Annotated in this window: 20 protein-coding genes and 2 tRNA genes; 10 read left to right on the forward strand and 12 right to left on the reverse strand. The window is 31.8% G+C overall.

Annotated elements, in window-relative coordinates; translation table 11 throughout:
* Positions 1-27 precede the first annotated feature (27 nt).
* The 3 genes from KM029_RS16270 to mfd all read right to left on the reverse strand — a co-directional run bounded on the left by KM029_RS16270 (position 28) and on the right by mfd (position 7,265).
* Complete coding sequence (locus KM029_RS16270; protein ID WP_184679440.1) at positions 28-2,307, reverse strand: Tex family protein; 2,280 nt, start codon at positions 2,305-2,307, stop codon at positions 28-30.
* A gap of 202 nt (positions 2,308-2,509) precedes the next feature.
* Positions 2,510-3,739: a gliding motility lipoprotein GldJ gene (gldJ, locus tag KM029_RS16275; protein ID WP_144074252.1), complete on the reverse strand. Its 1,230-nt coding sequence runs from the start codon at positions 3,737-3,739 to the stop codon at positions 2,510-2,512.
* 157 nt (positions 3,740-3,896) lie between these two features.
* Complete coding sequence (mfd, locus tag KM029_RS16280) at positions 3,897-7,265, reverse strand: transcription-repair coupling factor (protein ID WP_144074253.1); 3,369 nt, start codon at positions 7,263-7,265, stop codon at positions 3,897-3,899.
* Between the two features lie 227 nt (positions 7,266-7,492).
* Here mfd and KM029_RS16285 point away from each other — a divergent pair, with 227 nt between their 5' ends.
* On the forward strand, positions 7,493-9,364 hold the full coding sequence (locus tag KM029_RS16285; RefSeq protein WP_205125442.1) for an LTA synthase family protein: 1,872 nt from the start codon (positions 7,493-7,495) through the stop codon (positions 9,362-9,364).
* Between the two features lie 82 nt (positions 9,365-9,446).
* Here KM029_RS16285 and KM029_RS16290 read toward each other — a convergent pair whose 3' ends face one another.
* Complete coding sequence (locus tag KM029_RS16290; protein ID WP_215586345.1) at positions 9,447-9,743, reverse strand: GNAT family N-acetyltransferase; 297 nt, start codon at positions 9,741-9,743, stop codon at positions 9,447-9,449.
* Between the two features lie 663 nt (positions 9,744-10,406).
* Here KM029_RS16290 and KM029_RS16295 point away from each other — a divergent pair.
* Together KM029_RS16295 and KM029_RS16300 are read left to right on the forward strand one after the other, a co-directional pair.
* Positions 10,407-11,138, forward strand: a complete 732-nt coding sequence (locus tag KM029_RS16295) for a carboxypeptidase-like regulatory domain-containing protein (protein ID WP_144074255.1) — start codon at positions 10,407-10,409, stop codon at positions 11,136-11,138.
* Positions 11,138-12,139 (forward strand): transglutaminase domain-containing protein, encoded by a 1,002-nt coding sequence (locus KM029_RS16300; RefSeq protein ID WP_144074256.1) that lies wholly within the window; start codon positions 11,138-11,140, stop codon positions 12,137-12,139. The genes KM029_RS16295 and KM029_RS16300 overlap by 1 nt, the downstream gene beginning before the upstream one ends.
* A gap of 33 nt (positions 12,140-12,172) precedes the next feature.
* Here KM029_RS16300 and KM029_RS16305 read toward each other — a convergent pair whose 3' ends face one another.
* The 3 genes from KM029_RS16305 to KM029_RS16315 all read right to left on the reverse strand — a co-directional run bounded on the left by KM029_RS16305 (position 12,173) and on the right by KM029_RS16315 (position 13,165).
* On the reverse strand, positions 12,173-12,823 hold the full coding sequence (locus KM029_RS16305; RefSeq protein WP_144074257.1) for a phosphatase PAP2 family protein: 651 nt from the start codon (positions 12,821-12,823) through the stop codon (positions 12,173-12,175).
* Between the two features lie 174 nt (positions 12,824-12,997).
* Positions 12,998-13,072: transfer RNA gene (locus KM029_RS16310), tRNA-Pro, on the reverse strand.
* A gap of 8 nt (positions 13,073-13,080) precedes the next feature.
* A tRNA-Ser gene (locus KM029_RS16315) sits at positions 13,081-13,165 on the reverse strand.
* Positions 13,166-13,412: 247 nt separating this feature from the next.
* On the opposite strand from KM029_RS16315, the gene KM029_RS16320 reads away from it, so the two are divergent.
* Positions 13,413-14,387 carry a vWA domain-containing protein gene (locus tag KM029_RS16320; RefSeq protein ID WP_144074258.1) on the forward strand — a complete coding sequence of 325 codons (975 nt, stop codon included), beginning with the start codon at positions 13,413-13,415 and terminating at the stop codon, positions 14,385-14,387.
* 76 nt (positions 14,388-14,463) lie between these two features.
* Here the strand turns inward: KM029_RS16320 and prmC are convergent, their stop codons facing one another.
* Positions 14,464-15,297 (reverse strand): peptide chain release factor N(5)-glutamine methyltransferase, encoded by an 834-nt coding sequence (gene prmC, locus KM029_RS16325; protein WP_144074259.1) that lies wholly within the window; start codon positions 15,295-15,297, stop codon positions 14,464-14,466.
* A 225-nt stretch (positions 15,298-15,522) separates the two neighbouring features.
* Here prmC and KM029_RS16330 point away from each other — a divergent pair, with 225 nt between their 5' ends.
* Positions 15,523-16,011: a hypothetical protein gene (locus KM029_RS16330; protein WP_144074260.1), complete on the forward strand. Its 489-nt coding sequence runs from the start codon at positions 15,523-15,525 to the stop codon at positions 16,009-16,011.
* 488 nt (positions 16,012-16,499) lie between these two features.
* A complete protein-coding gene (locus KM029_RS16335) occupies positions 16,500-16,868 on the forward strand; it encodes a hypothetical protein (RefSeq protein WP_144074261.1) in 369 nt (122 codons plus the stop codon).
* A gap of 86 nt (positions 16,869-16,954) precedes the next feature.
* On the opposite strand, the gene KM029_RS16340 is transcribed toward KM029_RS16335, so the two are convergent.
* Together KM029_RS16340 and KM029_RS16345 are read right to left on the reverse strand one after the other, a co-directional pair.
* Positions 16,955-18,253, reverse strand: a complete 1,299-nt coding sequence (locus KM029_RS16340; RefSeq protein WP_144074262.1) for a Y-family DNA polymerase — start codon at positions 18,251-18,253, stop codon at positions 16,955-16,957.
* On the reverse strand, positions 18,250-18,621 hold the full coding sequence (locus KM029_RS16345) for a LexA family protein (RefSeq protein ID WP_144074263.1): 372 nt from the start codon (positions 18,619-18,621) through the stop codon (positions 18,250-18,252). The genes KM029_RS16340 and KM029_RS16345 overlap by 4 nt, the downstream gene beginning before the upstream one ends.
* 578 nt (positions 18,622-19,199) lie before the next feature.
* Here KM029_RS16345 and KM029_RS16350 point away from each other — a divergent pair.
* The 3 genes from KM029_RS16350 (at position 19,200) to KM029_RS16360 (ending at position 20,410) form a co-directional block, all read left to right on the forward strand.
* Positions 19,200-19,565 carry a hypothetical protein gene (locus KM029_RS16350; protein ID WP_144074264.1) on the forward strand — a complete coding sequence of 122 codons (366 nt, stop codon included), beginning with the start codon at positions 19,200-19,202 and terminating at the stop codon, positions 19,563-19,565.
* A 150-nt stretch (positions 19,566-19,715) separates the two neighbouring features.
* Complete coding sequence (locus KM029_RS16355) at positions 19,716-20,219, forward strand: DinB family protein (protein WP_144074265.1); 504 nt, start codon at positions 19,716-19,718, stop codon at positions 20,217-20,219.
* Positions 20,180-20,410: a Rho-binding antiterminator gene (locus KM029_RS16360; protein ID WP_144074266.1), complete on the forward strand. Its 231-nt coding sequence runs from the start codon at positions 20,180-20,182 to the stop codon at positions 20,408-20,410. Before KM029_RS16355 ends, KM029_RS16360 begins: the two co-directional genes overlap by 40 nt.
* Here KM029_RS16360 and KM029_RS16365 read toward each other — a convergent pair.
* Both KM029_RS16365 and KM029_RS16370 read right to left on the reverse strand, forming a co-directional pair.
* The gene (locus tag KM029_RS16365) at positions 20,394-21,893 is read right to left on the reverse strand and encodes a PP2C family protein-serine/threonine phosphatase (RefSeq protein ID WP_144074267.1); all 1,500 of its coding nucleotides are present in this window, start codon (positions 21,891-21,893) and stop codon (positions 20,394-20,396) included. The two genes, KM029_RS16360 and KM029_RS16365, sit on opposite strands and share 17 nt — an antisense overlap.
* Before the next feature lie 44 nt (positions 21,894-21,937).
* The gene (locus tag KM029_RS16370; protein WP_144074268.1) at positions 21,938-22,240 is read right to left on the reverse strand and encodes a DUF6787 family protein; all 303 of its coding nucleotides are present in this window, start codon (positions 22,238-22,240) and stop codon (positions 21,938-21,940) included.
* A gap of 274 nt (positions 22,241-22,514) precedes the next feature.
* On the opposite strand from KM029_RS16370, the gene lepA reads away from it, so the two are divergent.
* Positions 22,515-24,308 carry a translation elongation factor 4 gene (gene lepA, locus KM029_RS16375; RefSeq protein WP_144074269.1) on the forward strand — a complete coding sequence of 598 codons (1,794 nt, stop codon included), beginning with the start codon at positions 22,515-22,517 and terminating at the stop codon, positions 24,306-24,308.
* Positions 24,309-24,311: the final 3 nt, after the last annotated feature.

Consider the following 24,311-nt stretch of genomic DNA (forward strand, 5'->3'; position numbering starts at 1 on the left):
ATAAAAAAAGTAGTCGTTATGATATGTCTATTTAAAACGATTTTTCAACATAGCCAATTTATCTTGCATTGACATGTTTTCTGTGTTTTCTTCTTTTTCTCTTCTTTGAGATGGAGCTCCTTGTGGTTTTCTATTAGCAGCTTTTTTCGGTGAAGGTGTTCTTGTTCCTCCATCACCATTTAAACCTTTCATAGAAAGAGCAATTCGGTTTCTAGAGATGTCAACATCTGTAACTACTACTTGTACTTTTTGATGTACTTTAACTACTTCGTTAGGATCTGAAATATAACGATCAGCCATTTGACTTAAGTGTACAAGACCATCTTGATGGACGCCAATGTCAACAAAAGCACCAAAATTAGTAATGTTTGTAACAATACCAGGTAGTTTCATTCCGATTGTTAAATCAGACATTTTTTCTACTCCATCAGCAAATTGAAAGGCCTCAAATTGTTCACGAGGGTCTCTTCCTGGTTTTGCTAATTCTTTTAAAATATCTGTTAGCGTTGGGATACCTACACTATCAGTTACATAATTATCTAACTTGATTTGTTTGTGTAGGTCCTCTTTGGCCATTAAATCTTTAATTGTTACACCTAAATCATCAGCCATTTGTTTTACTATAGCATAACTTTCTGGGTGTACAGCACTTGTATCTAATGGGTTTTTAGCATCACGGATTCTCAAAAAGCCAGCACATTGCTCATAGGCTTTTGGCCCTAAACGAGGTACTTTTTTTAATTGAGTTCTACTAGTAAATGCACCATTTTCATTTCTGAAGTCGACAATGTTTTGTGCAATACTTGGTCCTAAGCCAGATACATACGATAAAAGTTCTTTACTTGCAGTATTTACTTCTACACCCACAGCATTTACACAACTCATTACTACATCATCCAAACTTGCTTTTAAAGCACTTTGGTCTACATCGTGTTGGTATTGGCCTACTCCAATTGATTTTGGATCAATTTTTACAAGTTCAGCCAATGGATCCATTAATCTTCTACCGATAGAAACAGAACCTCTTACCGTAAGATCGTGATCAGGGAACTCATTTCTAGCTGTTTCAGAAGCAGAATATATTGACGCACCACTTTCGTTCACAACAACAATTTGAACATTTGATAAACCTAAGTTTCTTACAAACGACTCTGTTTCTCTACTAGCTGTACCATTACCAATAGCAATAGCTTCTATATTATGTTTTTCACATAAGTATTTTACTGTTGCCCCAGATTCTGCTGTTTTACGTTGTGGTTCATTTGGGTAAATTGTTGTATTTTCTAATAACTTACCTTGGCGATCAAGACAAACTAATTTACAACCAGTTCTAAACCCTGGATCTAGTGCTAATACACTTTTTTGACCTAATGGAGCAGATAATAAGAGTTGTCTTAAATTTTCAGCAAATACACTAATAGCTTCTTCATCTGCTGCTTTTTTAGACATTAGGCGAGATTCTGTTTCCATTGATGGTTTTAGAAGACGCTTATAAGCATCTTTTACAGCCAATTGAATTTGATCTGCACTAGGAGTTCTTCGATCTACATGTATATCTTCTAATAAATATAATGCATCTTCTTCTTCAGGAGAGCAGTCTAAAGAAATAATCATTTCTTTTTCAGCTCTTCTCATTGCTAAAACTCTATGTGAAGGTGCTTTTCCAACAGCTTCAGTCCAATCAAAGTAATCTTTGTATTTTGCTCCTTCAGTTTCTTTACCTGGAATAACTTTAGCTTTAAATGATCCTTTTTTCATGAAAAGGTCACGAATTTCTTGACGAGTCTCTTGGTCTTCATTAAGACGTTCAGCTATTATATCTCGAGCTCCTGCTAATGCTTTTGCTGTATCTTCTACATCTTTTTCAAGATCTATAAATTTAGCAGCCTCTGTTTCAATATCAGTAGAAAGATCTGGCGATAATAATAAATCTGCCAAAGGTTCTAACCCTCTTTCTCTAGCAATACTTGCTTTTGTTTTACGTTTTGGCTTGTAAGGAAGGTAAATATCTTCTAAAGCAGACATTGTTTCTGCTTTGTTGATCTTACTTTTTAATTCATCAGTAAGTTTACCTTGGTCATCGATACTTTTTAAGATGCTTTCACGTCTTTTATCGAGTTCCCTTAACTGTAAAGCTTTATCTCTGATATCAGCAACTTGGACCTCATCCAAACTACCGGTAACTTCTTTTCTATATCTTGAGATGAAAGGCACTGTTGCTCCATCATCTAATAATGCTAAAGTATCTTTAACCTGCGCTTCTGATATGCTCAGTGCTTGAGCAATTTTATTTGTTATGTTCACCATTGTATTTTACTATGCAAAGGGTCATTAATATTATTGCGAAAATAACTTTTTTATCAATTTAAACCCTATCTATATGGTATAAATGATTGATTATTTTATGTATTGATCTAATCTATAACGACATAAAAAAAACCTTCAATTATCATCGTAATGAAATTGAAGGTTTTTTTTATCTTAATATCTTAGCTTAAAAGCGTAAATTTTAATTTTCGCCTGGGTTGATCATTGCACAACGGAAACCAATAGTTGCAGTTGCAGAATCTTGATCTAAGAAACGACGAGTACCTGCTGCCATCCAGTAAGCAACGTCTTTCCATGAACCACCTTTATATACACGGATAGAGTTCGAGATGAATGATTCATATTGACGAACATAACCGTAAGATTGGTAATTGTAACCTTGTTCAGGACCATCTAAGTAGTCATTTTTACGAACTGGGTTTAAATCATCCATATCTGCATAAGAAAGTGGACGGTAAATATCTTCTACCCATTCAGAAACGTTACCAGCCATATTATATAAACCGAAATCGTTTGGAGGGTTATCATAAACGCTTGATGTAACCATTGCGCCATCGTTCAGTTTACCACCGATACCAGCGTAATCACCACGTCCACGTTTGAAGTTAGCCATCATGTCACCCATGTGATCACCGTAAGGGTTTCTTACTGAATGACCAGACCAAGGATAAATACGACGTTCTGAATAATTTTCATCAATATCTTGTAAGCCGATAAGAGCTTGAGCTGCATAATCCCATTCTGCTTCTGTAGGTAAACGGAATGAAGGAAGAACTACACCTGATTCTAATGGAATTGGTTCTCCATTTTCAGCTGCTTCAGCTTCTTCATCTGTACCATCGTTAATTGCTAGGTTTTTATTAACTACAGATGTACGCCATGCGCAATAGTTTTGTGCTTGCGTCCAAGTTACACCAACAACAGGGTGTTGACGGAAACCAGGGTAACGTAAGTAATGATCTACATATTGATCATTAAATGCTAATTGCTCAGCCCAAACAGTTGTATCTGGTAATGCTTCATCATAAGAGATTCCTGATACTGAAGAATCTGTACTAACATAGTGTAAGTATACTAACCAGTTAATATTTGATACTTCTGTTTCATCCATCCAAAAAGATGCTACAGATACAGTACGTTCTAAGTTATCACGAGATTTCATTAAATCTTCCTCGTAAGAACCTAATACAAAACGACCACCTTCAATGTAACGCATATTTGGAACTTCTGGCATTCCATTATACTCTCTTACAGCGAATGAATTATCGTCTTTTCCATTATATTCTAAACCTGTTGCGGTATCATATCCTCCCGGATTTTCTGCTGTTGGCTTAGAAGACTTAGCACATCCAGTTACTACTAATGCTGCTAGCAGTGCGGAAGCCAATTTAAGTAGATTCCTTTTGCTCATGATATTATAGATCTCTATTTTTCTTATGCACTCAATTGAATGCATCTTAATTGCTTAAAAAGTGTTTCACAAACAAATAGTGAAACGTTACCGAAATCCATAATTCAATAATTGTACCTAAAAAGCTGAGTTGTGAATATTTTTAAAAATAAAGTGATTATTTGTTTAATAGATGCAGAAGTTCTAACCCTTTATTAATGTCTGTAATCTCTTCAATATTAAGGATTAATCGCTTTTTAGTCTCTTTAATCTGGCAAATTTTAGGGTGAGTCTGTACATACATTAATATTTTACCAAATTCATCAGACTGATAATATTCTGCATGTGTATGTTCTAATAAATAGGCTTTTAAACATTCATTTTTAAGAATAAGCTTCTCCATTCCAAGTTTTTGAGCCACCCAACGCATTTTTACAGTAATCAATAAATCTTTTACTGGTTGAGGGATTGGACCAAATCTATCTTGTAGATGTTTGGTGAATTTTTCCATTTCTTTCTCGTCTTTTAACTTATCTGCTTTCATGTATAAATTAAGACGTTCAGAAATATTGGATACATAACTATCAGGAATTAAAATTTCAAAGTCTGTTTCAATAACAGTATTTACTTTAATAGATTGGGCTTCTAGTTCTGTTTTAAAGAGGTCTGCAAATTGTGTTTGCTTAATTTCTTGAACAGTTTCTTCTAGTATCTGATTGAATGTATCAAAACCTAAGTCATTTATAAACCCAGATTGCTCACCACCTAATAAATCACCTGCACCACGAATATCAAGGTCTCGCATGGCTACTTTAAACCCATCACCTAAATCAGAAAATTCTTCTAATGTTGATAAACGTTTTCTAGCGTCTGATGAAAGTCCAATGGTAGGAGGGGTTAGCAAATAACAATAAGCTTTTTTATTTGATCTACCCACTCGGCCTCTCATTTGGTGTAAATCTGATAAACCAAACATATGTGCTTGATTTACAATAATTGTATTTGCATTTGGGATATCTAAGCCAGACTCAATAATATTTGTAGAAATTAATACATCGTATTCTCCTTGAATAAAACGGAGCATGATTTTTTCTAATTGAGGCCCATCCATTTGCCCATGTGCATAAGTAACTTTTGCATCGGGTACTAATTGCATAATCTTATTGGCAAAATGCTCTATATCTGCTACTCTATTATGAACAAAGAATGCTTGGCCACCACGAAGTAACTCATTATGTATAGCATCACGAATTATTTCATCATTTAAAGTTGATATCCTTGTTGTTACAGGTTGCCTATTTGGAGGAGGAGTTTCAATAACAGATAAATCGCGAGCACCTAGTAAAGAAAAATGAAGCGTTCTAGGAATTGGTGTTGCTGTTAATGTTAGTGCATCAACATTAACGCGCATTTCTTTGAGCTTTTCTTTTGTTTTTACACCAAACTTTTGTTCCTCATCAATAATCATCAAGCCTAAATCTTTAAACTCAACATCTTTACTCGTAATTCTATGCGTACCTATAAGTATGTCAACTTTACCTTCTTTTACTTTTTTGAGTGTTTCTTTAATTTGCTTTGTTGTTCTAAAACGGTTGATGTAGTCAATATTACAAGGTAATTCTGCCATTCTAGCCAAAAAAGTTTTGTAATGCTGCATGGCAAGTATAGTGGTAGGTACAAGTATTGCTACTTGCTTACTATCACAAACAGCTTTAAATGCAGCTCTTATTGCTACTTCTGTTTTACCAAAACCTACATCTCCACATACAAGTCTGTCCATTGGATATGGTTTTTCCATATCTTCTTTAACTTCTTGTGTTGCTCTTGCTTGGTCGGGAGTATCTTCATATATAAAAGAAGATTCTAACTCAGCTTGTAAATAGCCATCTTTATCAAATTGATAGCCTTTTGAGTCTCTTCGTTTTGCATACAGTTGTATTAATTCTGTTGCAATGTCTTTTACCCTTTTTCTTGCTTTTTTCTTTTTGTTTTCCCATTCAGGAGATCCTAATTTACTTACAGTTGGTTGCCTGCCTTCTTGCCCCGAATATTTAGAAATTTTATGGAGTGAATGTAAACTGAGATAAAGTAAATCGTTGTCACGATAAATTAATCGGATACTTTCTTGTTCTTTTCCGTTGATTTCCATTTTTTCCATGCCGGCAAATCTACCAATACCATGGTCCATGTGAGCAACAAAATCTCCGGCTTTTAATTCTCGGAGTTCTTTAAGTGTAAGTGATTTATTTTTAGAATATTTCTTTTTCCCTTTTGGAGAATGGAAACGTTCAAAGATTTCATGATCAGTAAAACAAGCAATGTTCATCTGTCTATCAATAAAACCACCCCTTAAACTCAAGTTCAATTCCTGAACGAACAGATTTGGTTTTATTTCTTCAAAAATAGTTTGCAGACGTTCTAGCTGTTTTGGCAGATCAGAAACAATAATATTTCTAGTACCTTCTAATTGTTGTTTTTCCAGTGCTTCGCCCAGCATATGGAAGTTCTTATTAAAAGAAGGTTGAGGTTGTGTATCAAAAGTAATGGTTTCGGCAGTTCGAAGCCCTTTTCTATTGCCAAAAAGAATACGGTGAGATTTACCAAGAAGCTTTGTAAAACCTTTTTTTGTTTCAAAAATTTCTTCAGGTTTATTAATTATATGTGTTCCACCACTAACTTTTAGAATTTCATCAAAAGTTTCTACTGCACGTTCAAAGTATTTATCAATTGTATCAACTAATAATTCATAGTCTTTGATCCACATTGTTGTTTCAGGTAAAAACTCCAAAAGTGATTCTCTAACTTCTTGTAATAATTTATTGTGTACATTGGGAACAATAGGAGCGTGCTCTTTCTCATCTTGGGATAATTGAGTGATAGGATCAAAAGTTCTGATACTTTCAATTTCATCTCCAAACAACTCGATTCTAAATGGTAATTCATTGGCATAAGAGTAAATGTCTATAATACCACCTCTTATAGCAAATTGCCCAGCTTCATAAACAAAGTCAGTAGGTTCAAAACCATATTCAATAAGTAATTCTCTAATAAAAGATTGGTCTACATCTTCTCCAACTCTTGCTACATAGGTATTCTCTACTAAAGACTTTTTATTAATTACCTTTTCTGTAAGTGCAGCTGCATGAGTAACTAAAATAGCCCCTTTATTTTTTTTTTCATTCAGAGCACTTAATGTCTCTGCTCTTTGTAGCACATTTGCATTTTCTACAGATGTGAGTTCAAAAGGTTTTTTATAAGAAGATGGAAAGTAAAGAATATCCTCTTTTGGAAGAAGGTTCTGTAAATCATTACTAAAATATATGGCTTCTTCAGCATCGTGCATAACAAAAACATGACACCCTTTTGTATGAGTATATGTTGTAGCAGCTATAATAGCATCTAAACTACCAGATAAACCTTTGGTATATATAGCAGCGGCATCATCTTTTTTTAATTTATTAATTATTAATGCGGTATTGCTATCGTCTTTGTATGCTTTAATCAAATCTTTTAGTTCGATTTGACGAATATGTTGTGAATCTTCCATGAACCTCTTTAATATGAGTCTTTGCTTTTATGCAGTTACAAAAATAGAAATACACAGTGAGTTTTTGTTATGATTAACAAGAATTCTTTGTATATCAATGTAATCACTAACTAATTGTCAATTACCTTTGTTAGATTAAATCATATGTTTTTATTAAAGTTGATATGAACCGTCGTAGTATTAAAACATCTATCGTAACCGCAACGCTATATAGATTCTTCTTAATCATGTTGTTATATAGCATAGCTCGCGTAGTATTTTACCTTGTTAATCAATCTTATTTTGATGATGTCAACTTAACTAGATTGCTTTTAGGAGGAATGAAGTTTGATTTACCGGCGGTTATATATACCAATTCAGTATTTATATTATTAAGTATTTTACCTTTCCCTTTTAGGTATAATAAAGGGTATCAAAATGTAATTAAGTGGTTTGTGTATATCGTTAATGGGATAACATTAGCTATGAATTTTGCTGATACTATCTTTTTTCAATTCACATCTAAAAGAACAACTTCTTCAATATTTCAGGAGTTTGCTAACGAAGACAATGGTTTTATTTTATTCTTCCGTTTCTTATTTGTAGACTATTGGTACATGACTATTTTATGGATTGTATTAATGTTTTTGTTTGTTTATGCATATAGAATAATAGAACCGAAACTTAAGCGTCCTGTTTATAATAAATTAGCGTATATATTTCAGCATTTCTGTATTTTATTGGTATACGCAGGTTTATTGTTTGGTGCAGCAAGAGGTGGGTTTGATGGAACAACTCGACCAATTTCATTAAATAATGCAGGCGAATATGTTGATCAGCCTTTAGAAATGTCTATCGTATTAAATACTCCATTCACTATGTTGCGTACCATTAATAAAAAGGGTGCAAAACGTAGAAATTTCTTTACACAAGAAGAACTTACGGAAGTGTTTTCTGCTTACCATAAAGCAAAACCACGTTCAGGTAAAAAGAAAATGAATGTAGTTACTATTGTGATAGAAAGTTTTGGAAGAGAGTATGTAGGTGCTTTAAACAAGAATCCGATTGATCCTGATTATAAAAGTTATACACCTTTTACAGATTCACTAATATCAAAAAGTAGAGCTTACGTAAATGCTTTTGCTAATGGTAGAAAATCAATCGATGCTTTACCTTCAGTTGTTGCTAGTTTACCTTCATTTTATTCTCCTTATGTATTGTCGCATTATGCAACGAATGATATAAATAGTATTGCATCTGTTTTAGGTAAAGAAGGATATTACACGGCATTTTTTCATGGAGCTCCAAATGGTTCTATGGGCTTTGATGCCTTTATGAATTTAGCCGGTTACAATGATTATTATGGCATGACAGAATATGCCAACGATGATGATTTTGATGGTACTTGGGGAATCTGGGATGAGCCATTTATGCAATATTTTGCAAATACAATGAACACTTTCGAAGAGCCTTTCTTATCAAGTATTTTTACATTATCATCTCATCATCCTTTTAAAATACCAGAGGAATATGAGGATAAATTTAAAGGAGGACCTCTACCCTTAAATAGAGGGACTCAATATACTGATTATGCCTTAGGAAGGTTTTTTGAAACAGCTTCTAAGATGCCTTGGTTTAAAAATACAATTTTTGTGATTACTGCAGATCATACTAATCAAGTGTATTATCCAGAATATAAAACAAGTTTAGGCCTTTTTAAAGTACCAATTATCTATTATGCACCTTCAGATTCGACTTTAGTTGGTATAGATTCTACGGTTACTCAACAACTAGATATTTTTCCAACAATTGTTGATTATGTAGGTTGTACAGAGGATTATGTTTCTTTTGGAACTGATGTAATGGATTCAACCTCCCTTCATTATGCTGTAAACTTTTTAGCACCAAATATATTTCAAGTAACTCAAGGAGATTATGTTTTGGGTTTTGATGGTGAAAAGGTTGTGTTTATGTACAATTATATTACTGATCCATTGCAGAAAAAAGATGTTAAAGGGACAGGACTACCTGAAGAGAAATCATTAACGGAATTAGCAAAAGGTATTATGCAAGAGTTCTCCGAGCGTGCAATTGATAATAAAATGGTTCCTACAAAATAATAGAGAACATCAAGTTTTACATATTTATTGTTTAATAACTCAAAAAAAAACCTCTAGAACTTAAATGTTCTAGAGGTTTTTTTTATTCAATATTCACTGTATCAGATACAATTTCTTTCCATTCAGGATTTTTCTTTATATAAGCAGCAACAAAAGGACATAAAGGAACGAGATCGTATTCAGTTTTTTCTTTGATATTTGTAAGAACATCCAATACTAATTCTTTGCCTATTCCTTGGCCGGCAAAAATACGAGGTACTTCGGTGTGTGTTAAATATATATTTCCTCTAGCGATGATATAATCAATGAAAGCATAATGTCCATCAATCATATATTCATAACGTTTCTTTTCTTCGTTATTAATAAGTTGGTGTTTCATTTTCAGGTGTTTTAAAGTAAACATAGCTAATGGTATGGCTATTTATAAGTTACTGAAATGATTTTGATTAAGCTATTTCTGAAATGAAATAATCAGGTTTTAAAAAAAGCCTCTTTAAATATAGTAAGGTAAAGCCGTAAGTTTTTACTTTTGCTTAGTAAGCCACTCTTTTAAATGAGAGTAACTGGAAAAGAATTTAATGGTATAACTGATCGTTAATTGATGTTTTTTTATACGAAGTTCAGGGTATCTAGATACTATTGATAGTAAATAGAAGTGATTGTATAGCTCAAGTATTTACAATACAATAACATAGATATCGAGTGTGATTTTTTATATAAATGCTTATGATTTTTTGGCTAAAGAACTCATTTTTTCATCTATTTTTATTAGTTCTTTTTATAGAAGAACATAAGGAAATTTTGTTTTGGGTTTTGATAGTGAAATGGCCGTATTTATGTACAATTATGTGATTGATTCATTACAGAAAACTGATTTTAGAGGTATGGGTATAGTATTAGAAAACCTTTAACCTCTTTAGCAAGAGGTCTCCGAGCGTATAATGGATAATAGAATGGCCTGTTTAAAAAAGGTGAAGTTTATTGAAAGTTATGGTTTTATTCTATTACTTGCTTTTAGATCTTATAATTACTAAAATGTATCATGAAAACAGGAATAAAACTAACTATTGATCAACGTTGTAATGCAGATACTAAAGATTTTAAACCTACAAGAAATGGAGGTTTTTGTCTACATTGTCAGAAAGAAGTAATCAATTTTAAGGATAAGTCGGATAAGGAAATTATCAACTATTTTAATAATACTCGAAGTGTTATTTGCGGACGTTTTCAACCTAAACAATTAAAAGAATATCAATTTTCTTCTAAAGATTTAACTATTGTGAAGGAAAAGAGAACATGGTTTTCTAGTTTAGCTGCTATAACTTTTTTATCAGTTTTACCTTTTACTGATGCTAAATCTCAAGAATTAAAGACTAATGTTTCAATTTCTTCTTTAAATCACATAGGTAAAAGAGTGGAGGGTGAAACTCAAGATGATACACAACGGAGAATAACAGTTGTTGGTGTAGTGAAAGATAAAGAGGAATATTTTGATGTACTTCCTGGGGTTAATGTTTTCATTAAAGGAACTTCAATTAGCACAATAACTAATTTAGATGGTAAATTTAAGTTAGAAAATGTTCCAATTGGTTCAGAAATAGAATTTATGTTTATTGGCTACGAGAACTTAACATTTAAAGTAAAGAATACTGAAGTTAAAGAAATTGAATTAATGATGGATCAGAGTCAAGATTGGTTAGGGAATGTTCAAGTTCATGAAATTTATACTTCTAATAAGAAAACGTTTTGGCAAAGAATAAAAGGTATTTTTTAATGAGATTTTTCATTGTATTTTTATTCGTTACCCTTTCATCTCATGCTCAGGTTTCAAATAATGATTTTTTAGACTTTTCTAAAGCTGATAGTATTGCCTTATCTTATAAAGGTGCTGATTTGTATAATTTATATACCTTTTCTAATAGTTTAACGAAAGATTTATCAACTGATTTTGAAAAGTTTCGATCTATTTTTTATTGGGTTTGTACAAATATTACAGCAGATAGAAGTGCAAATATCAAGAATCAGAATAATAGAAGGAAGTTATTTAAAAATGAAGAATCTTTAACAGAGTGGAATAATAACTTCAGTGAAAAAGTATTTAAAACGTTATTAGAAGATAAAAAAACAGTATGTACTGGGTATGCTTATCTTTTAAAAAAACTATGCTCTATTTCTGGAATTAAATGTGAAATAGTTGATGGTTATGGTCGTAATGCTCTATCAGTAGATTTAAATGTTGGAAGTATACCTAATCATTCTTGGAATGCTGTACAACTTGATGGAAAATGGTATTTATGTGATCCTACATGGGCAAGTGGGTACTTTAAAGGTACAGAGTATACTTTTAATTTTGAATTTAATGAAGGGTATTTTTTGACACCGCCATCTAACTTTATTTTAACACATTTCCCATTAAAAAGTCAATGGCAACTTTTGGAGAATTTTATCTCTTTTGATGATTTTATAGGTTTACCTTTACATTATAGCTTTGCTTTTAGAAATCAAATTTTTATAGATTCTCCACTTACTATTAATTTTCAATTGAAAAAAAACGAGTTTTTTACAATTACAATGAAAGTAAGTGAGGATGTAAACCCAAAAGAAATAGTATTAAAATGGGGCAAAGAACTAAATTATTTAAAATCAGATATAGTTAATTTAGATGCAAATATTGTCCATATTACATCAAAAATATCAGTAAAAGGATATTATAATATTCATGTCTTTTATGATGGAGATATTATTGCATCATTAAATGTAAGGGTAAAAAAATAAGAGATAACTTTTTAATTAGTTACCTCTTATTCTTTACTGAGTTACCTTCTCCCAAGGTTTTAACCTCAACCAATTTTTCTTGTAAGCAATTACCCACGATACCAGTACAGTTGCTAAACCTACAATTGCACCTGCAGATACATCAACTAAAAAGTGTTGCCCTAAATACATTCTAGATATTGCTACAATAAAGCCGAAAATCATTCCAGATAACACTCCTTTCCAATTCGGAAAAAGAACAATTAACATACCTGTAATAACAAATCCTGTCGTAGTGTGTCCAGAGGGAAAGGTATCAATAGTATGTAAATGCACGTCAAGTATCTGGTTAAAGGCATCAGCACCGTGTAAGCCGGCTGGTCTTAATGCAAATTGACTCCCTTTAAGTAGTTGCTCTTTTACTAAATAAACAATTATACCATGTATTGCCGATGCCATTACTAATACTGACCAGTATTCTTTTTTTACATAGAGTAATAAGAATAAGAAAGGTATTAAAATAAGGCCATCACCTAGATTAGTAGCGTATTTAAAAAACTGATCGAAAAATGCGGTATGGTTTTCATTAAAAAAATGTACACACCAAGCATTCTGAGTTTCATGTGTTACAATTGATAAAATGAATGGGATAAACATTACTAGAATAGAATAGCCTAGTAATTTTGCTTCCTTGGTCTTAAACATAGTATTTCTTAGTTAAGAGTGTTTCAATGGATATAAAGATTTATTTCCGATGTTAAGCACTGTTTAATCAAAAGGGATGATTAAGTTATTTAACGGATTACTCTGATTTACTCAAAAGTATTAAATTATAGATATAAAAAAAGCGATCTTCATAAGAAGATCGCTTAATTTTTGTCGGGATGGCAGGATTCGAACCTGCGATCCCCTGGTCCCAAACCAGGTACATTAACCGGACTATGCTACATCCCGAACTTTAGCGGAGAGTATGAGATTCGAACTCATGCATCGGTTACCCGATGACAGTTTAGCAAACTGCTCCATTAACCACTCTGGCAACTCTCCTTGCACATAAAAGTTTATCATTACTGACATCCTTTTCGTTTAATGCGATGCAAATATAAGGGGTGATATTCCATTAATCCAAATTGAATTCAATAAAAAAGTGTTAATTAAATTTAGCATATATGCATTGACTTGATATTCAATGGTTAAAAAGTGTAATTTTATTTTTACTATTCTATTGCATGAATAAATCTTTTAAATTAGCAGTTGATTTAGATAGATAACGATATATATATTTATAAATAACATGACATTTGCAAGAGAACTTGGTGGAATGGAGTTAGCTCTAATTGCAGCATTTATTGTACTATATGGATTATATCTTTGGAGAATAATACGTGCTAGAAAGTCTTTTAGAGCAAAAGGTGGAGCCACGCTATATAAATTAATCCTTAGAACGGTATATTTTGCTTTAATGATTTTTGCACTCCTTGGACCTTCGTTTGGAGAAATGAAAAAAGAAGTAAAAGCTGTTAGTAAAGATATCTACATTTGTGTCGATTTATCCAAATCTATGGATGCGACAGATGTAAAGCCTTCTCGTTTAGCAAAACTCAAATTTGAGTTAAAGCAACTTGTTAAATCTTTTAATTCTGATAGAATTGGTTTAATAGTGTTTACTAGTGATGCTTTTCTTCAGTGCCCTTTAACTTATGATGGCAACGCACTTAATATGTTTATAGAAACAATGAGTACTTCTTTAATATCTAATTCGGGTACAGACTTTGGTCCTCCTTTAGAAATGGCTATTAAAAAATTAGAAGATGCAGAAGAAGGTGTGCCAACAGCAAAGCAGGCTTCTAAAGTTATTATTTTAGTAAGTGATGGAGAAGATTTTGGAGACGATACAGACCATGCAATAAGTGAGATTAAGTCTCAAGGTGTTCGTTTATTTACTATGGGTATTGGTACAGAAGAAGGAAGTAAAATTCCTGCTGGCTACCGTTTTAAACGTGATAAAACAGGAAATGATATTGTAACTAAGCTTAATCCTTCTTCACTTATTGAATTAGCTAATGAAACAGGAGGAGATTATTATGAAATTAGTGATAAGCAAAATGATATTAACCGCCTGATAACATCAATTAGTGAGATTGAAGGAGAGTTAAAAGGCTCAAAAATGGCAGATGTGTCTGCTAATAAATATTACTATTTTTTAATGGTAGCATTGTTCTTACTTTGTTTAGATGTGCTATTAGCGGTTAGAGTAATTAAAATTTAAGTAGTGTAAATCATCACTATTTTATAAAAAAAACTTCTAAGTATAAATAGTACTTAGAAGTTTTTTTATGTTGATATTATTGAAGTTGACCTTCAAGCATTCTATCTTTTCCCTGAAAATCTTTTATAATCCGAGTATTTATAAAGCCTTCATCAAGCATTAATTTTTCTGTTTCTTTCCCAAATTGTTCATTGATTTCAAAATACAGCCAACCTCCTTTATTAAGTTTTTTTGCAGCTATAGAAGCAATCCTTTGATAGAAAATTAGAGGTGCATCATCTTCTACATATAAAGCCCTATCGGGCTCAAATTCTAATACATTTTTATCCATAAGTGCTTTTTCCTTATTCATCACATAAGGAGGGTTACTCACAATTATATCTAACATTGGGAAACTCTCTAAGTCATCTGTTAAAATATCAACCCTAGAGAATGTTGTATTGGCTTTTAAGAGTTCAGCGTTCTTACTTGCAGCCTTTAAAGCATCTTTATTAATGTCTATAGCCATTGTTGTAAGGTTGCTTTCCAATGCTAAACTTATAGGAATACAGCCAGAACCTGTACCAATATCAAGTAATACACCTTCTTTATGTCTTTGTAAAATAGTAAAAACCAATTCTTCTGTTTCCGAACGTGGTATAAGTGTATCTTTATTTAAGAAAAATTTGTGACCATAAAAATCTCCGTATCCAATAATATATTGAATGGGTTCGTGTTTTTTTAGTCGCTCTAAATCATTCTCAAGTATTTTTATATCAAAATCAATAGCATGTTTATCAAGCATTACATTGATTTTTTTTGCTCCCAACCGTTCTTCTAACCATAAATAGGCAATACTACTTGCTTCGTTATCATCATAAATTGGTAGTAATTGTTTATGAATCTCTTGATAAATCTCTTTTGCTGTCATTTCTTCTAATTTTAAATAAAGTAAGAGCTTTACTTTTAAGTTTCCAATTTTTAGTTTTTCAACATTATTAAATACATCTTAAAAGATTTTTAATCTTCATTTGGATGAGTAATATTCTTGTTTTTTTATAAAATTAACACGTATTTGAAACAATGTTTCTTTTGAGTGCTTTTTCAAGAGAAATTAAAGAACATACAGTAATTACTAATATACTTCAATTTAATTATGAATAAGACACGTAAAAATGCTGCTCCAACTAAAGAGGCTATGGTAGAGATGTCCATTCAGTTTATAACTGATGGGGGAGAATGGTCTTTGCGTAAATTAGCAACACATTGCGGTACTACTACTAAAGTTTTTTATACTCGTTTTGATGGAGAATATGGTTTGGTAGATGCGATAGTCAAATTTTTAGGAGAGCGTAAGGCTAACCAATATAAATTAATAGAACAGAATATAGAGGCATTTTATAGGTACGAAATAGATTTTTACTATGAAAACTCCACCATTGTTCAATTTTTAGAATCTAAAGGGAGAGGGGCAAATCCTTTTATGCTTTATGTGAGAGATGCTTATATGAAGTTATTTAATGGGGATCAGAATAAAATGATATTCTCCGGTACTGTAATGCTTGGTGTACAGGCAATGCTTGCACGTGAAATTCAAGTAGATCATGATTTGATTATTCTTTATTTAACTAAGGGACTTTCTTAGAAGAATAAAATAAAAATTGGTATAAAAAAGAAAAAGGTCGTGCTCATAGAGCAGGACCTTTAACAACTTAGCTAAAAACTAAAACCAATTAAAAATGAGTTCTTTATAAATATTCCTCTTAATAAATTAAGAGTACTTTTTATGACTTTGTCAATCGTACTTATCTAACTGTAAAGCTCTTGTTTTTGTTCCAAAAAAGAGGAAAGATTAATACCTATTAACCACTTCTTAGAAAAGTACATTACAAATGTGATGAAAATCCTATTAATTACAAAGGAATTATTCTTAATAAATTAGATAATTGTTGTTTTTTTCTAGAAACAGCCCTTATTAACACTGTATGAGATGTTTTGAGGCTTCATTTTAACAAAATATTATTTTGTATAACCTTAAACATCGTAATCTGATACTTATAAATCATATAGTATCAATACCTTTTTTATAACTTTCGTTATTTCTGATTATTAATCACTTAATAAGTAAGAGAAATGAAAAAAATGATTGTTGTGCTACTTGGGCTTGTTATCTCTTCTAATATTTTTGCTGTTGATGTAGATAAATTAACCAATTCAGAATTAATGTCTAAAAAAGGATTGGTTTATGAAAATACAGAAGCGATAAACCTTTTAGATGATTATATTGGTGTGTATAAAGAAGGTAAATCAGTTTATCTATATAACACTACAAATACAAACCTGTTTGCAATGTTTAAAACAGGTATACGTTCGGCATCTTTAGACGATGTTGTAAAAACAAGTCAAATTACCAATTTAAATTTTACTGTAAACGGAGACGTTAAAGTACATGTATCTTATTACAACACTAGTGGAGATATAATTATTTGCTCTGCAAAATAGTTACACTACTTTCCTTTTTACAAAAGAAACAAAGTCTTCTAGGATAAGGTATTCTTAGAAGACTTTTTATAGGTGATACTTTCTATTTAACTAACACAAGCCACTTCATCTAAGCTTGTGGTAAATCGTTGTGACTTATTGGCTTGTTTCATATCAAAAGGATGTTTTGCAGAAAGCCGTTGCGTGGCAAACACTAATGTGTTCTTTCCTAATTTCTGATTAATCTTATCAATTGTAGCAGATAATGTACTTTGTTTCTCCAGTTCTTCGGCAGAGCAAGAGGTACCGATAGCTAATTGTCTACTTGTATTAGGTTTAATATCTGTAATATAAACTCCTGCTTTTCTATAATTATGTTTTTCGTGAAAAATAGCTTTTAAAAGAGGTAATACAGCTTTTATTAAAGTAGATGTATCATCTGTAGGCATTGGTAAGCAAATACTTTTACTACCAAAGTAAGGGTTTTGCTCTCTATATTTGTCAGTTGTAACAAATACAGACAACCGTTGTGTACAACTATTTTGATTACGTAGTTTTAATGCCACTGTAGCGATAAAACCACTTACAATCTCTTTTAATTTACACCAAGTATTTACTGGCTTGGCAAATGTTCTTGCTGTACCAATTCCCTTCTTTTTTGGAGCATTATCAATAAACGTATGGCAACGTACTCCTTGTAATTCTTTATAGATACGCCAAACAGGAGTATACCATTTTTTTTTGATATAACTTTCTGGTAGTGTCATAAAACTACCAATAGTGTAAATATTATGCTCTTGCAAAGACTTAGTATGCTGTCGTCCAATACCCCAAAGTTCATCTATTGGTAAATGTGCTATATATTTCTGCCCTTCTTGATAACTATTTAATTCACATACTCCAGCAAAGGCATCGTTTTTCTTAGCAACATGATTGGCTAATTTTGCTAATGTCTTTGTACTACCAATACCTACAGCAACAGGAATGCCTGTAGATTGCCGAATAGTATTATGTATAATATACCCAACCTCTGTAGTTTGAGCAGATTTAGATACATCTAGAAAGGCTTCATCAATGGAATAGACTTCTATAGAAGAACCATAATTACGTAACAACGACATTACCCTTCTAGACAGGCTAGCATACAGGGCATAATTAGAAGAAAATACAGCTACTTGATGTTTCTGGATAGTCGATTTCATTTTAAAGAAAGGAACTCCCATTGTTAAGCCTAGCTTTTTAGCTTCCTTACTTCCTGCAACTACACAACCATCATTGTTAGAAAGTACCACTACAGGTCTACCTTCTAAATCAGGGCGGAAAACTTTTTCACAAGAAGCATAAAAGCTATTACAATCTACCAAAGCATATTTTTTTTGCTCTCTACCTAAAATATCTCTTTTCATTTTTTCCAATGATGATGTCTAATACTAAATGTTACTACCCCCCATATTGTAAAATCGTTTTTTTTGCCAATGATATGTCCTTGTTCGGAAAGTAGGTACATACCTGTGTCAGAGATTAGAAGCCGTCTAACAATAAATTCATGTTTATTACTCCATGCTACTACTATACTATTGTTCTTTGGGGGTAAAGATTTGTCAACTAATAATAAATCGTTATGAAACAGGCCAACTTTTTTCATGGCGTCTCCTTGCATACGCATTACAAACGTAGCATAGGGGTTTCTCAGAAGATATTGATCTATTCTAATATCATCTTCTTCATAATCACCCGCAGGAGACTGAAAACCTGTATGTGTTATTTTGCTCAATTTGTAGTCAATTTATTCTTTTCTTATTTATTTAGATTACAAATTAAACAATAAATACTCAAAAAAGTATCAAAATGTAATATAAAGATAAGAAATTAAACATTTTTACTCCTTGAATTTCTATTGACTTATAGTTCATCTAAAAAAAATACACATTAACATTTTTTTATTACTTTTTAGGTAGGGTAAAAGGTGGGGTAGGTGTATATATAGTATAACACAGAAATTACAATCATTAAATGTTGAAAACAGTAATGATTTATAAAGATATTACATTGAATAATTCAATTATTCAATAAAGATTATAGCAATGAGAAATAGTTAGTTTTTGGGTTGGAAAAGAGCTTTGTTTTACGGAGCTCTTTTTTACTTTTAAGACAATTTTGTAAATAAAATAGCACTTGAGATACTATTCAGACTATTTTATGAGTTTAATTAATAGAAACTAAAGATTAAAAATACTAGACATTGTTAATACAAATAAATAAATCAAACATAATGAGGTGATTAAAGGTTTAATTTTTAAGGAGGATGAAAATATTCCTCTCATTATTAATGCTTATAAACAATCAATTATTATGAATATCTCATCATCTTTTCTAACAGAAGTTTTAAAAGAAAAATTTGAAAAATATAGTCATTCAGCTGATTTAGTAGAAGGATTACGCTTGGCACAAGTTGCTTACGATGGCTTATCTTTTGAAGATCAAGAAGACTTGAAAATATTTATTGAAGGTAATGATTTGCCACATTCACGTGCTATTATCGAAGAATTAGAGCGTAGAACATCTTTAAAGAAAAAGGTAGCAGACCTACAATTAGAGTTGGACCGTTTGGTTAATATCCAATTCAATAAAAAATTAAAATATAATGTTGAAGAGGAAATAAATGTGTATATGGACCGTATTATTATATTAGAAACATGTACAATGCCTCAGAATTAGTAAATACTTTATTATTAGAGTATTAGCCTTGTAATATATAGAAATATTGCAAGGCTTTTTTTGTGCAAATCTTTTTGTTAATTACTTTTTAGACAATAATAATTTTGTAAATTAGGCTACTGATTATTACTTATAACTACCTCTTCTAATATGTTAAACACTTCCCGTAAATTACGCAAGCAGTTTATTCAATTCATTGATGAACATTCGACAGAAGAATTGAATACAATTCCTGATGGCTTTAAGAATAACATCATTTGGAATTTTGGACATAGTGTTGTTTCACACCAAAAGTTATGTTATCAACTTTCGGGAGTGAACCCACCTGTTGAAGAAAAGTGGATTGAGATGTTTTCTAAAGGAACATACCCTACACGTGATCTTTCATCTGCAGAAATTAATGAGTTAAAAGCTGCAGGTTTACAGTTGATAGAGCAGTTAGATAAAGATTTTGCTGCTGGACTATTTAAGTCTTACAAAACATTTGTAACAGGGATAGGGGTAACGATACATACTGTTGCAGAAGCAGCAGAGTTGAGTGTGTTACACGAAGCAATACATTTAGGATATGCTAAATGTCAGAAGAAGATAATTGACCATCAGAAAAAAGAAGAATGCACGAAAATGGAAAACAAGGAAGCTATAAGCCTGTAGCTTGTTCTTTGTATGATCAATATGAGATATGGGCAATGCATAAAGCAGTATTGCAAATTACGTATCAGGATAAAGTAATAGAAGCTTCTATTAAAACACTTAAAGTGATAGATAAAGTAGAATATGCAATTCTATCAAATGGTTTGCAAATACGACTTGATGATATTGTAAAGGTTACTGAGATACAGTAGTAAAACGAAATCCAGCTACCAAAACATCATCTACCTGCATAATGTTATCGGGTAGAGTATTTTTCCATTGATGAAATTCTGAAGAAAGACTCTGTTTTTGTATTAAAGCAGAGTTGTCTGTAATATTTTGTAAAAGAGATCTAAACTTTGCTGGTTTGTATTTCTTATTATCAATTCCTCCAAACTGATCTTCAAAACCATCTGAATACATATATGCCATCATATCATCTTCTATTTTGATACTATGGTTAATACAGTGGTTTATGGGCGAAAACTGCCCTCCGATATAATAACGACTTCCTTTATATAAAGATACTTTATCCTTTTTAACAATAGTAAGTGGGCTTTTAGCTCCTGCAAATGTAAAATGTGTGGCAGCAGGATCTAGTGGAATACTAAGAATAGACAGTGCCATACCATCTTCATTATTGGTTTCTTTTTGTTGTAAAAGAGAGTTAAGCCGCAAGTGCATTTTTTCTATAATATACGTTGGGTCAGATATATTCTCCTGTACCAGTCTATCTAATAAAGACACTGCTAGCATACTCATTAAAGCACCAGGAACTCCATGCCCTGTACAATCTCCTATAACTATAACTTGTGCTGAGTCTGTTTTTCCAAACCAATGAAAATCGCCACTAACAATGTGTTTGGGTTCATTAAAAATAAAATATTCGGATACTTTAGCTATTTTATAAAAAGATAGAGGAAGTAACGTACGTTGTATACGTTGTGCATATTGTAACGAATTTTCTATATCTAAATATTGTGTTGAAAGGATGTCATTCTGTTCTGAAATTTTTTCTTTTTGTAATGACAATTTATTGTTTTGCTCTAATGTAATTTGATATAGATTTTGTGTTTTTTCCTGTTCTTTTTTAAATAGGTATAGATTCTGAAAACTTAAAAAAGTATTACGATACTTGATATACAATACCAAAGATGTAGCAATACTGATAGCGATAAAGTTAGGCAGAGGTAAAAAGCTAGAATGATGATTTGTGAAATCAGTATGATGTCCTATCCCTAAAGCGAATAAAAACACTAAAAAGCCACTATTTAATAATAATAATACTGAAACTATAGGAAGAATACTGTAAAGGAAAAGTAACAATTGAATTGCACTTATAATATATAAACCTGATACAAATAATTCATGATCAAAAGCTAAGTATGTTACACCATAAAGACTATAAACTATAGTACTAATACAGGCTCCGTATAATGGGATCCAATATTTTTTTAATTTACTCTCAAGAGGAAATGTGAAACGTAAAAATAAAGTAATAAAGCAAAGTAAAATTGAAGGAATTCGAAATGCTGTAAATGCTATATTATTAAATATTCTAAAGTCATCTAAAACAAAATAGGTGATTATGATTAAATAAGGTATAAAATAATATGGGATCGCTTTGTAACATTTATGTACTCGCTCAATATAGTAAGCCTTAGGTAAACTTTCTTTTAAGTGTGAGGTGTTCATGGTTTAAATAGTGGATAAACTATTGATAATACGAGGGGCAAGTACTATTTTTTTCCAATCATTCTTCGAAACATACGCTTTTCAAAAGCCCAGAAAAATTTAAATTGGCCCAAAACAGTTCCCCAAATTAATAACAGTATTTGATAACAAGGTAGCCCAATAAAAAAGAAAGCTAGAATACGGATAAATGTTGAGCTCTCTGAGGTGATACCAAATAGTGGATAAACATATGGCTTTACAGTATACATAAACGTGGTGCCCGTAATAGCAAACACAAGTAGAATAACAATTACTTGCCCTCCACTTTTAACATTCCAACGTTTTTTAAGTTTATCAATAAAGCTCATTTAATAACTTATTTTATTCTGTAGTAAATATACTTTAAAATAATAGAGGTAATTATATTGGTTAACATTTTTCAAGAAAAATAGAGCTATTATTCATTTTTCTTGAAATTATTATCCAATAAAACTTTAAGAATTCGTGTTGTATTGATCTTTTCGCATATTTTTGTGAAAATTTTTTGAGTCTACCTGTATAAAAACGTTAATAGTTTTGTTAGATATATACAGATAGATAGAGAGTTAGAGAAATACAAGTAACTTTGTCAATATGGACAAGATGGAAAATATACGCAACTTTTCGATTATTGCACACATCGACCACGGTAAGAGTACCTTGGCGGATCGTTTGTTGGAATCTACCCAAACGGTTTCTCAACGAGATATGCAAAATCAGTTGTTAGATAATATGGATTTGGAGCGTGAACGTGGTATCACTATTAAAAGTCACGCTGTACAAATGGATTACATTCAAGATGGACAGGAGTATGTATTGAACTTAATTGATACACCTGGTCACGTCGATTTTTCTTATGAAGTTTCAAGATCAATTGCTGCCTGTGAAGGAGCATTGTTGATTGTAGATGCTTCTCAGGGAATTGAGGCGCAGACAATTTCTAACTTGTACCTTGCCATGGAACATGACCTGGAAATTATTCCAGTAATGAATAAAATTGATTTACCGCACGCAAACCCAGAAGTAGTAGCAGATCAGATTATGGATTTGATTGGCTGTGAACGTGAGGATATTGTAGAAGCATCTGGTAAAACAGGTTTAGGTGTAGATAAAATTCTAGAAGCAATTGTAGAAAGAATACCGGCACCTAAAGGAGATCCAAAAGAACCTCTTCAAGCCTTGATTTTTGATTCTGTATATAACTCATTTAGAGGAATTGAGGTATACTACCGTATTTTAAATGGTACATTAAAAAAGGGAGACCTTGTAAAATTTGTCAACGCGGGCAAAGAGTACAAAGCTGATGAAATTGGTGTATTAAAATTAGATCAGGAAGCTAGAAAATCTATATCAGCAGGTAATGTAGGTTACATTATATCTGGTATTAAAGAAGCTAAAGAGGTAAAAGTTGGTGATACAATTACTTTAACTGAAAACCCTTGTGCTGAATCAATCCAAGGTTTTGAAGATGTAAAACCAATGGTATTTGCTGGTATTTATCCAGTTGACACTACAGAATATGAAGATTTAAGAGCATCACTAGAAAAGCTTCAGTTAAATGATGCGTCTTTAGTGTGGGAGCCAGAAACTTCTGTAGCCTTAGGTTTTGGTTTCCGTTGTGGATTCTTAGGAATGCTTCACTTGGAGATTGTTCAAGAACGTTTAGAACGTGAGTTCAATATGACGGTAATTACAACAGCTCCTTCGGTACAGTACCATGCATTTTTAAATAATGCAGAAAAAACTAAAGTTGTTGTAAATGCACCTTCGGATATGCCTGACCCTAGTAAGTTAGATCATATTGAAGAACCATATATTAAAGCCAATATTATCTCTAAAGCAGAATATGTAGGTCCGATTATGAACTTATGTATGGAGAAACGTGGTGAGTTGAAAAATCAAGTGTATTTAACAACTGACCGTGTAGAGCTAATTTTTGAAATTCCTTTATCTGAAATTGTTTTTGACTTTTTCGATAAGTTGAAAACAATCTCAAGAGGATATGCATCTTTAGATTATGAATTAATTGGTTTCCGTGCTTCTAAATTAGTACAATTAGATATTCTTTTAAATAACGATCCTGTAGATGCATTCTCTGCTATTGTACATAGAGATGGAGCTTATGATCGTGGAAAGAAAATTTGTGAAAAGCTAAGAGAGGTAATTACTCGTCAGCAATTCGAAATTCCAATTCAAGCAGCAATTGGTACTAAAATTATTGCCAGAGAAACAATCAAGGCATTGCGTAAAAACGTAATTGCAAAATGTTATGGTGGTGATATTTCTCGTAAACGTAAGTTACTAGAGAAGCAGAAAAAAGGTAAAAAACGTATGCGTCAGCTAGGTAATGTAGAAGTAACGCAAGAAGCGTTCATGTCTGTATTGAAAGTAGACTAATTT

The sequence above is a fragment of the Flammeovirga kamogawensis genome, from assembly GCF_018736065.1.
In the GTDB taxonomy this organism is placed as follows: Bacteria; Bacteroidota; Bacteroidia; order Cytophagales; family Flammeovirgaceae; genus Flammeovirga; species Flammeovirga kamogawensis.

Excerpts from the sequence above, each read along its gene's own strand:
- KM029_RS16270 (WP_184679440.1), bottom strand. The coding sequence starts at position 2,307 with ATGGTGAACATAACAAATAAAATTGCTCAAGCACTGAGCATATCAGAA.
- gldJ (WP_144074252.1), bottom strand. The coding sequence starts at position 3,739 with ATGAGCAAAAGGAATCTACTTAAATTGGCTTCCGCACTGCTAGCAGCA.
- mfd (WP_144074253.1), bottom strand. The coding sequence starts at position 7,265 with ATGGAAGATTCACAACATATTCGTCAAATCGAACTAAAAGATTTGATT.
- KM029_RS16285 (WP_205125442.1), top strand. The coding sequence starts at position 7,493 with ATGTTGTTATATAGCATAGCTCGCGTAGTATTTTACCTTGTTAATCAA.
- KM029_RS16290 (WP_215586345.1), bottom strand. The coding sequence starts at position 9,743 with ATGAAACACCAACTTATTAATAACGAAGAAAAGAAACGTTATGAATAT.
- KM029_RS16295 (WP_144074255.1), top strand. The coding sequence starts at position 10,407 with ATGAAAACAGGAATAAAACTAACTATTGATCAACGTTGTAATGCAGAT.
- KM029_RS16300 (WP_144074256.1), top strand. The coding sequence starts at position 11,138 with ATGAGATTTTTCATTGTATTTTTATTCGTTACCCTTTCATCTCATGCT.
- KM029_RS16305 (WP_144074257.1), bottom strand. The coding sequence starts at position 12,823 with ATGTTTAAGACCAAGGAAGCAAAATTACTAGGCTATTCTATTCTAGTA.
- KM029_RS16320 (WP_144074258.1), top strand. The coding sequence starts at position 13,413 with ATGACATTTGCAAGAGAACTTGGTGGAATGGAGTTAGCTCTAATTGCA.
- prmC (WP_144074259.1), bottom strand. The coding sequence starts at position 15,297 with ATGACAGCAAAAGAGATTTATCAAGAGATTCATAAACAATTACTACCA.
- KM029_RS16330 (WP_144074260.1), top strand. The coding sequence starts at position 15,523 with ATGAATAAGACACGTAAAAATGCTGCTCCAACTAAAGAGGCTATGGTA.
- KM029_RS16335 (WP_144074261.1), top strand. The coding sequence starts at position 16,500 with ATGAAAAAAATGATTGTTGTGCTACTTGGGCTTGTTATCTCTTCTAAT.
- KM029_RS16340 (WP_144074262.1), bottom strand. The coding sequence starts at position 18,253 with ATGAAAAGAGATATTTTAGGTAGAGAGCAAAAAAAATATGCTTTGGTA.
- KM029_RS16350 (WP_144074264.1), top strand. The coding sequence starts at position 19,200 with ATGAATATCTCATCATCTTTTCTAACAGAAGTTTTAAAAGAAAAATTT.
- KM029_RS16355 (WP_144074265.1), top strand. The coding sequence starts at position 19,716 with ATGTTAAACACTTCCCGTAAATTACGCAAGCAGTTTATTCAATTCATT.
- KM029_RS16360 (WP_144074266.1), top strand. The coding sequence starts at position 20,180 with ATGCACGAAAATGGAAAACAAGGAAGCTATAAGCCTGTAGCTTGTTCT.
- KM029_RS16365 (WP_144074267.1), bottom strand. The coding sequence starts at position 21,893 with ATGAACACCTCACACTTAAAAGAAAGTTTACCTAAGGCTTACTATATT.
- KM029_RS16370 (WP_144074268.1), bottom strand. The coding sequence starts at position 22,240 with ATGAGCTTTATTGATAAACTTAAAAAACGTTGGAATGTTAAAAGTGGA.
- lepA (WP_144074269.1), top strand. The coding sequence starts at position 22,515 with ATGGAAAATATACGCAACTTTTCGATTATTGCACACATCGACCACGGT.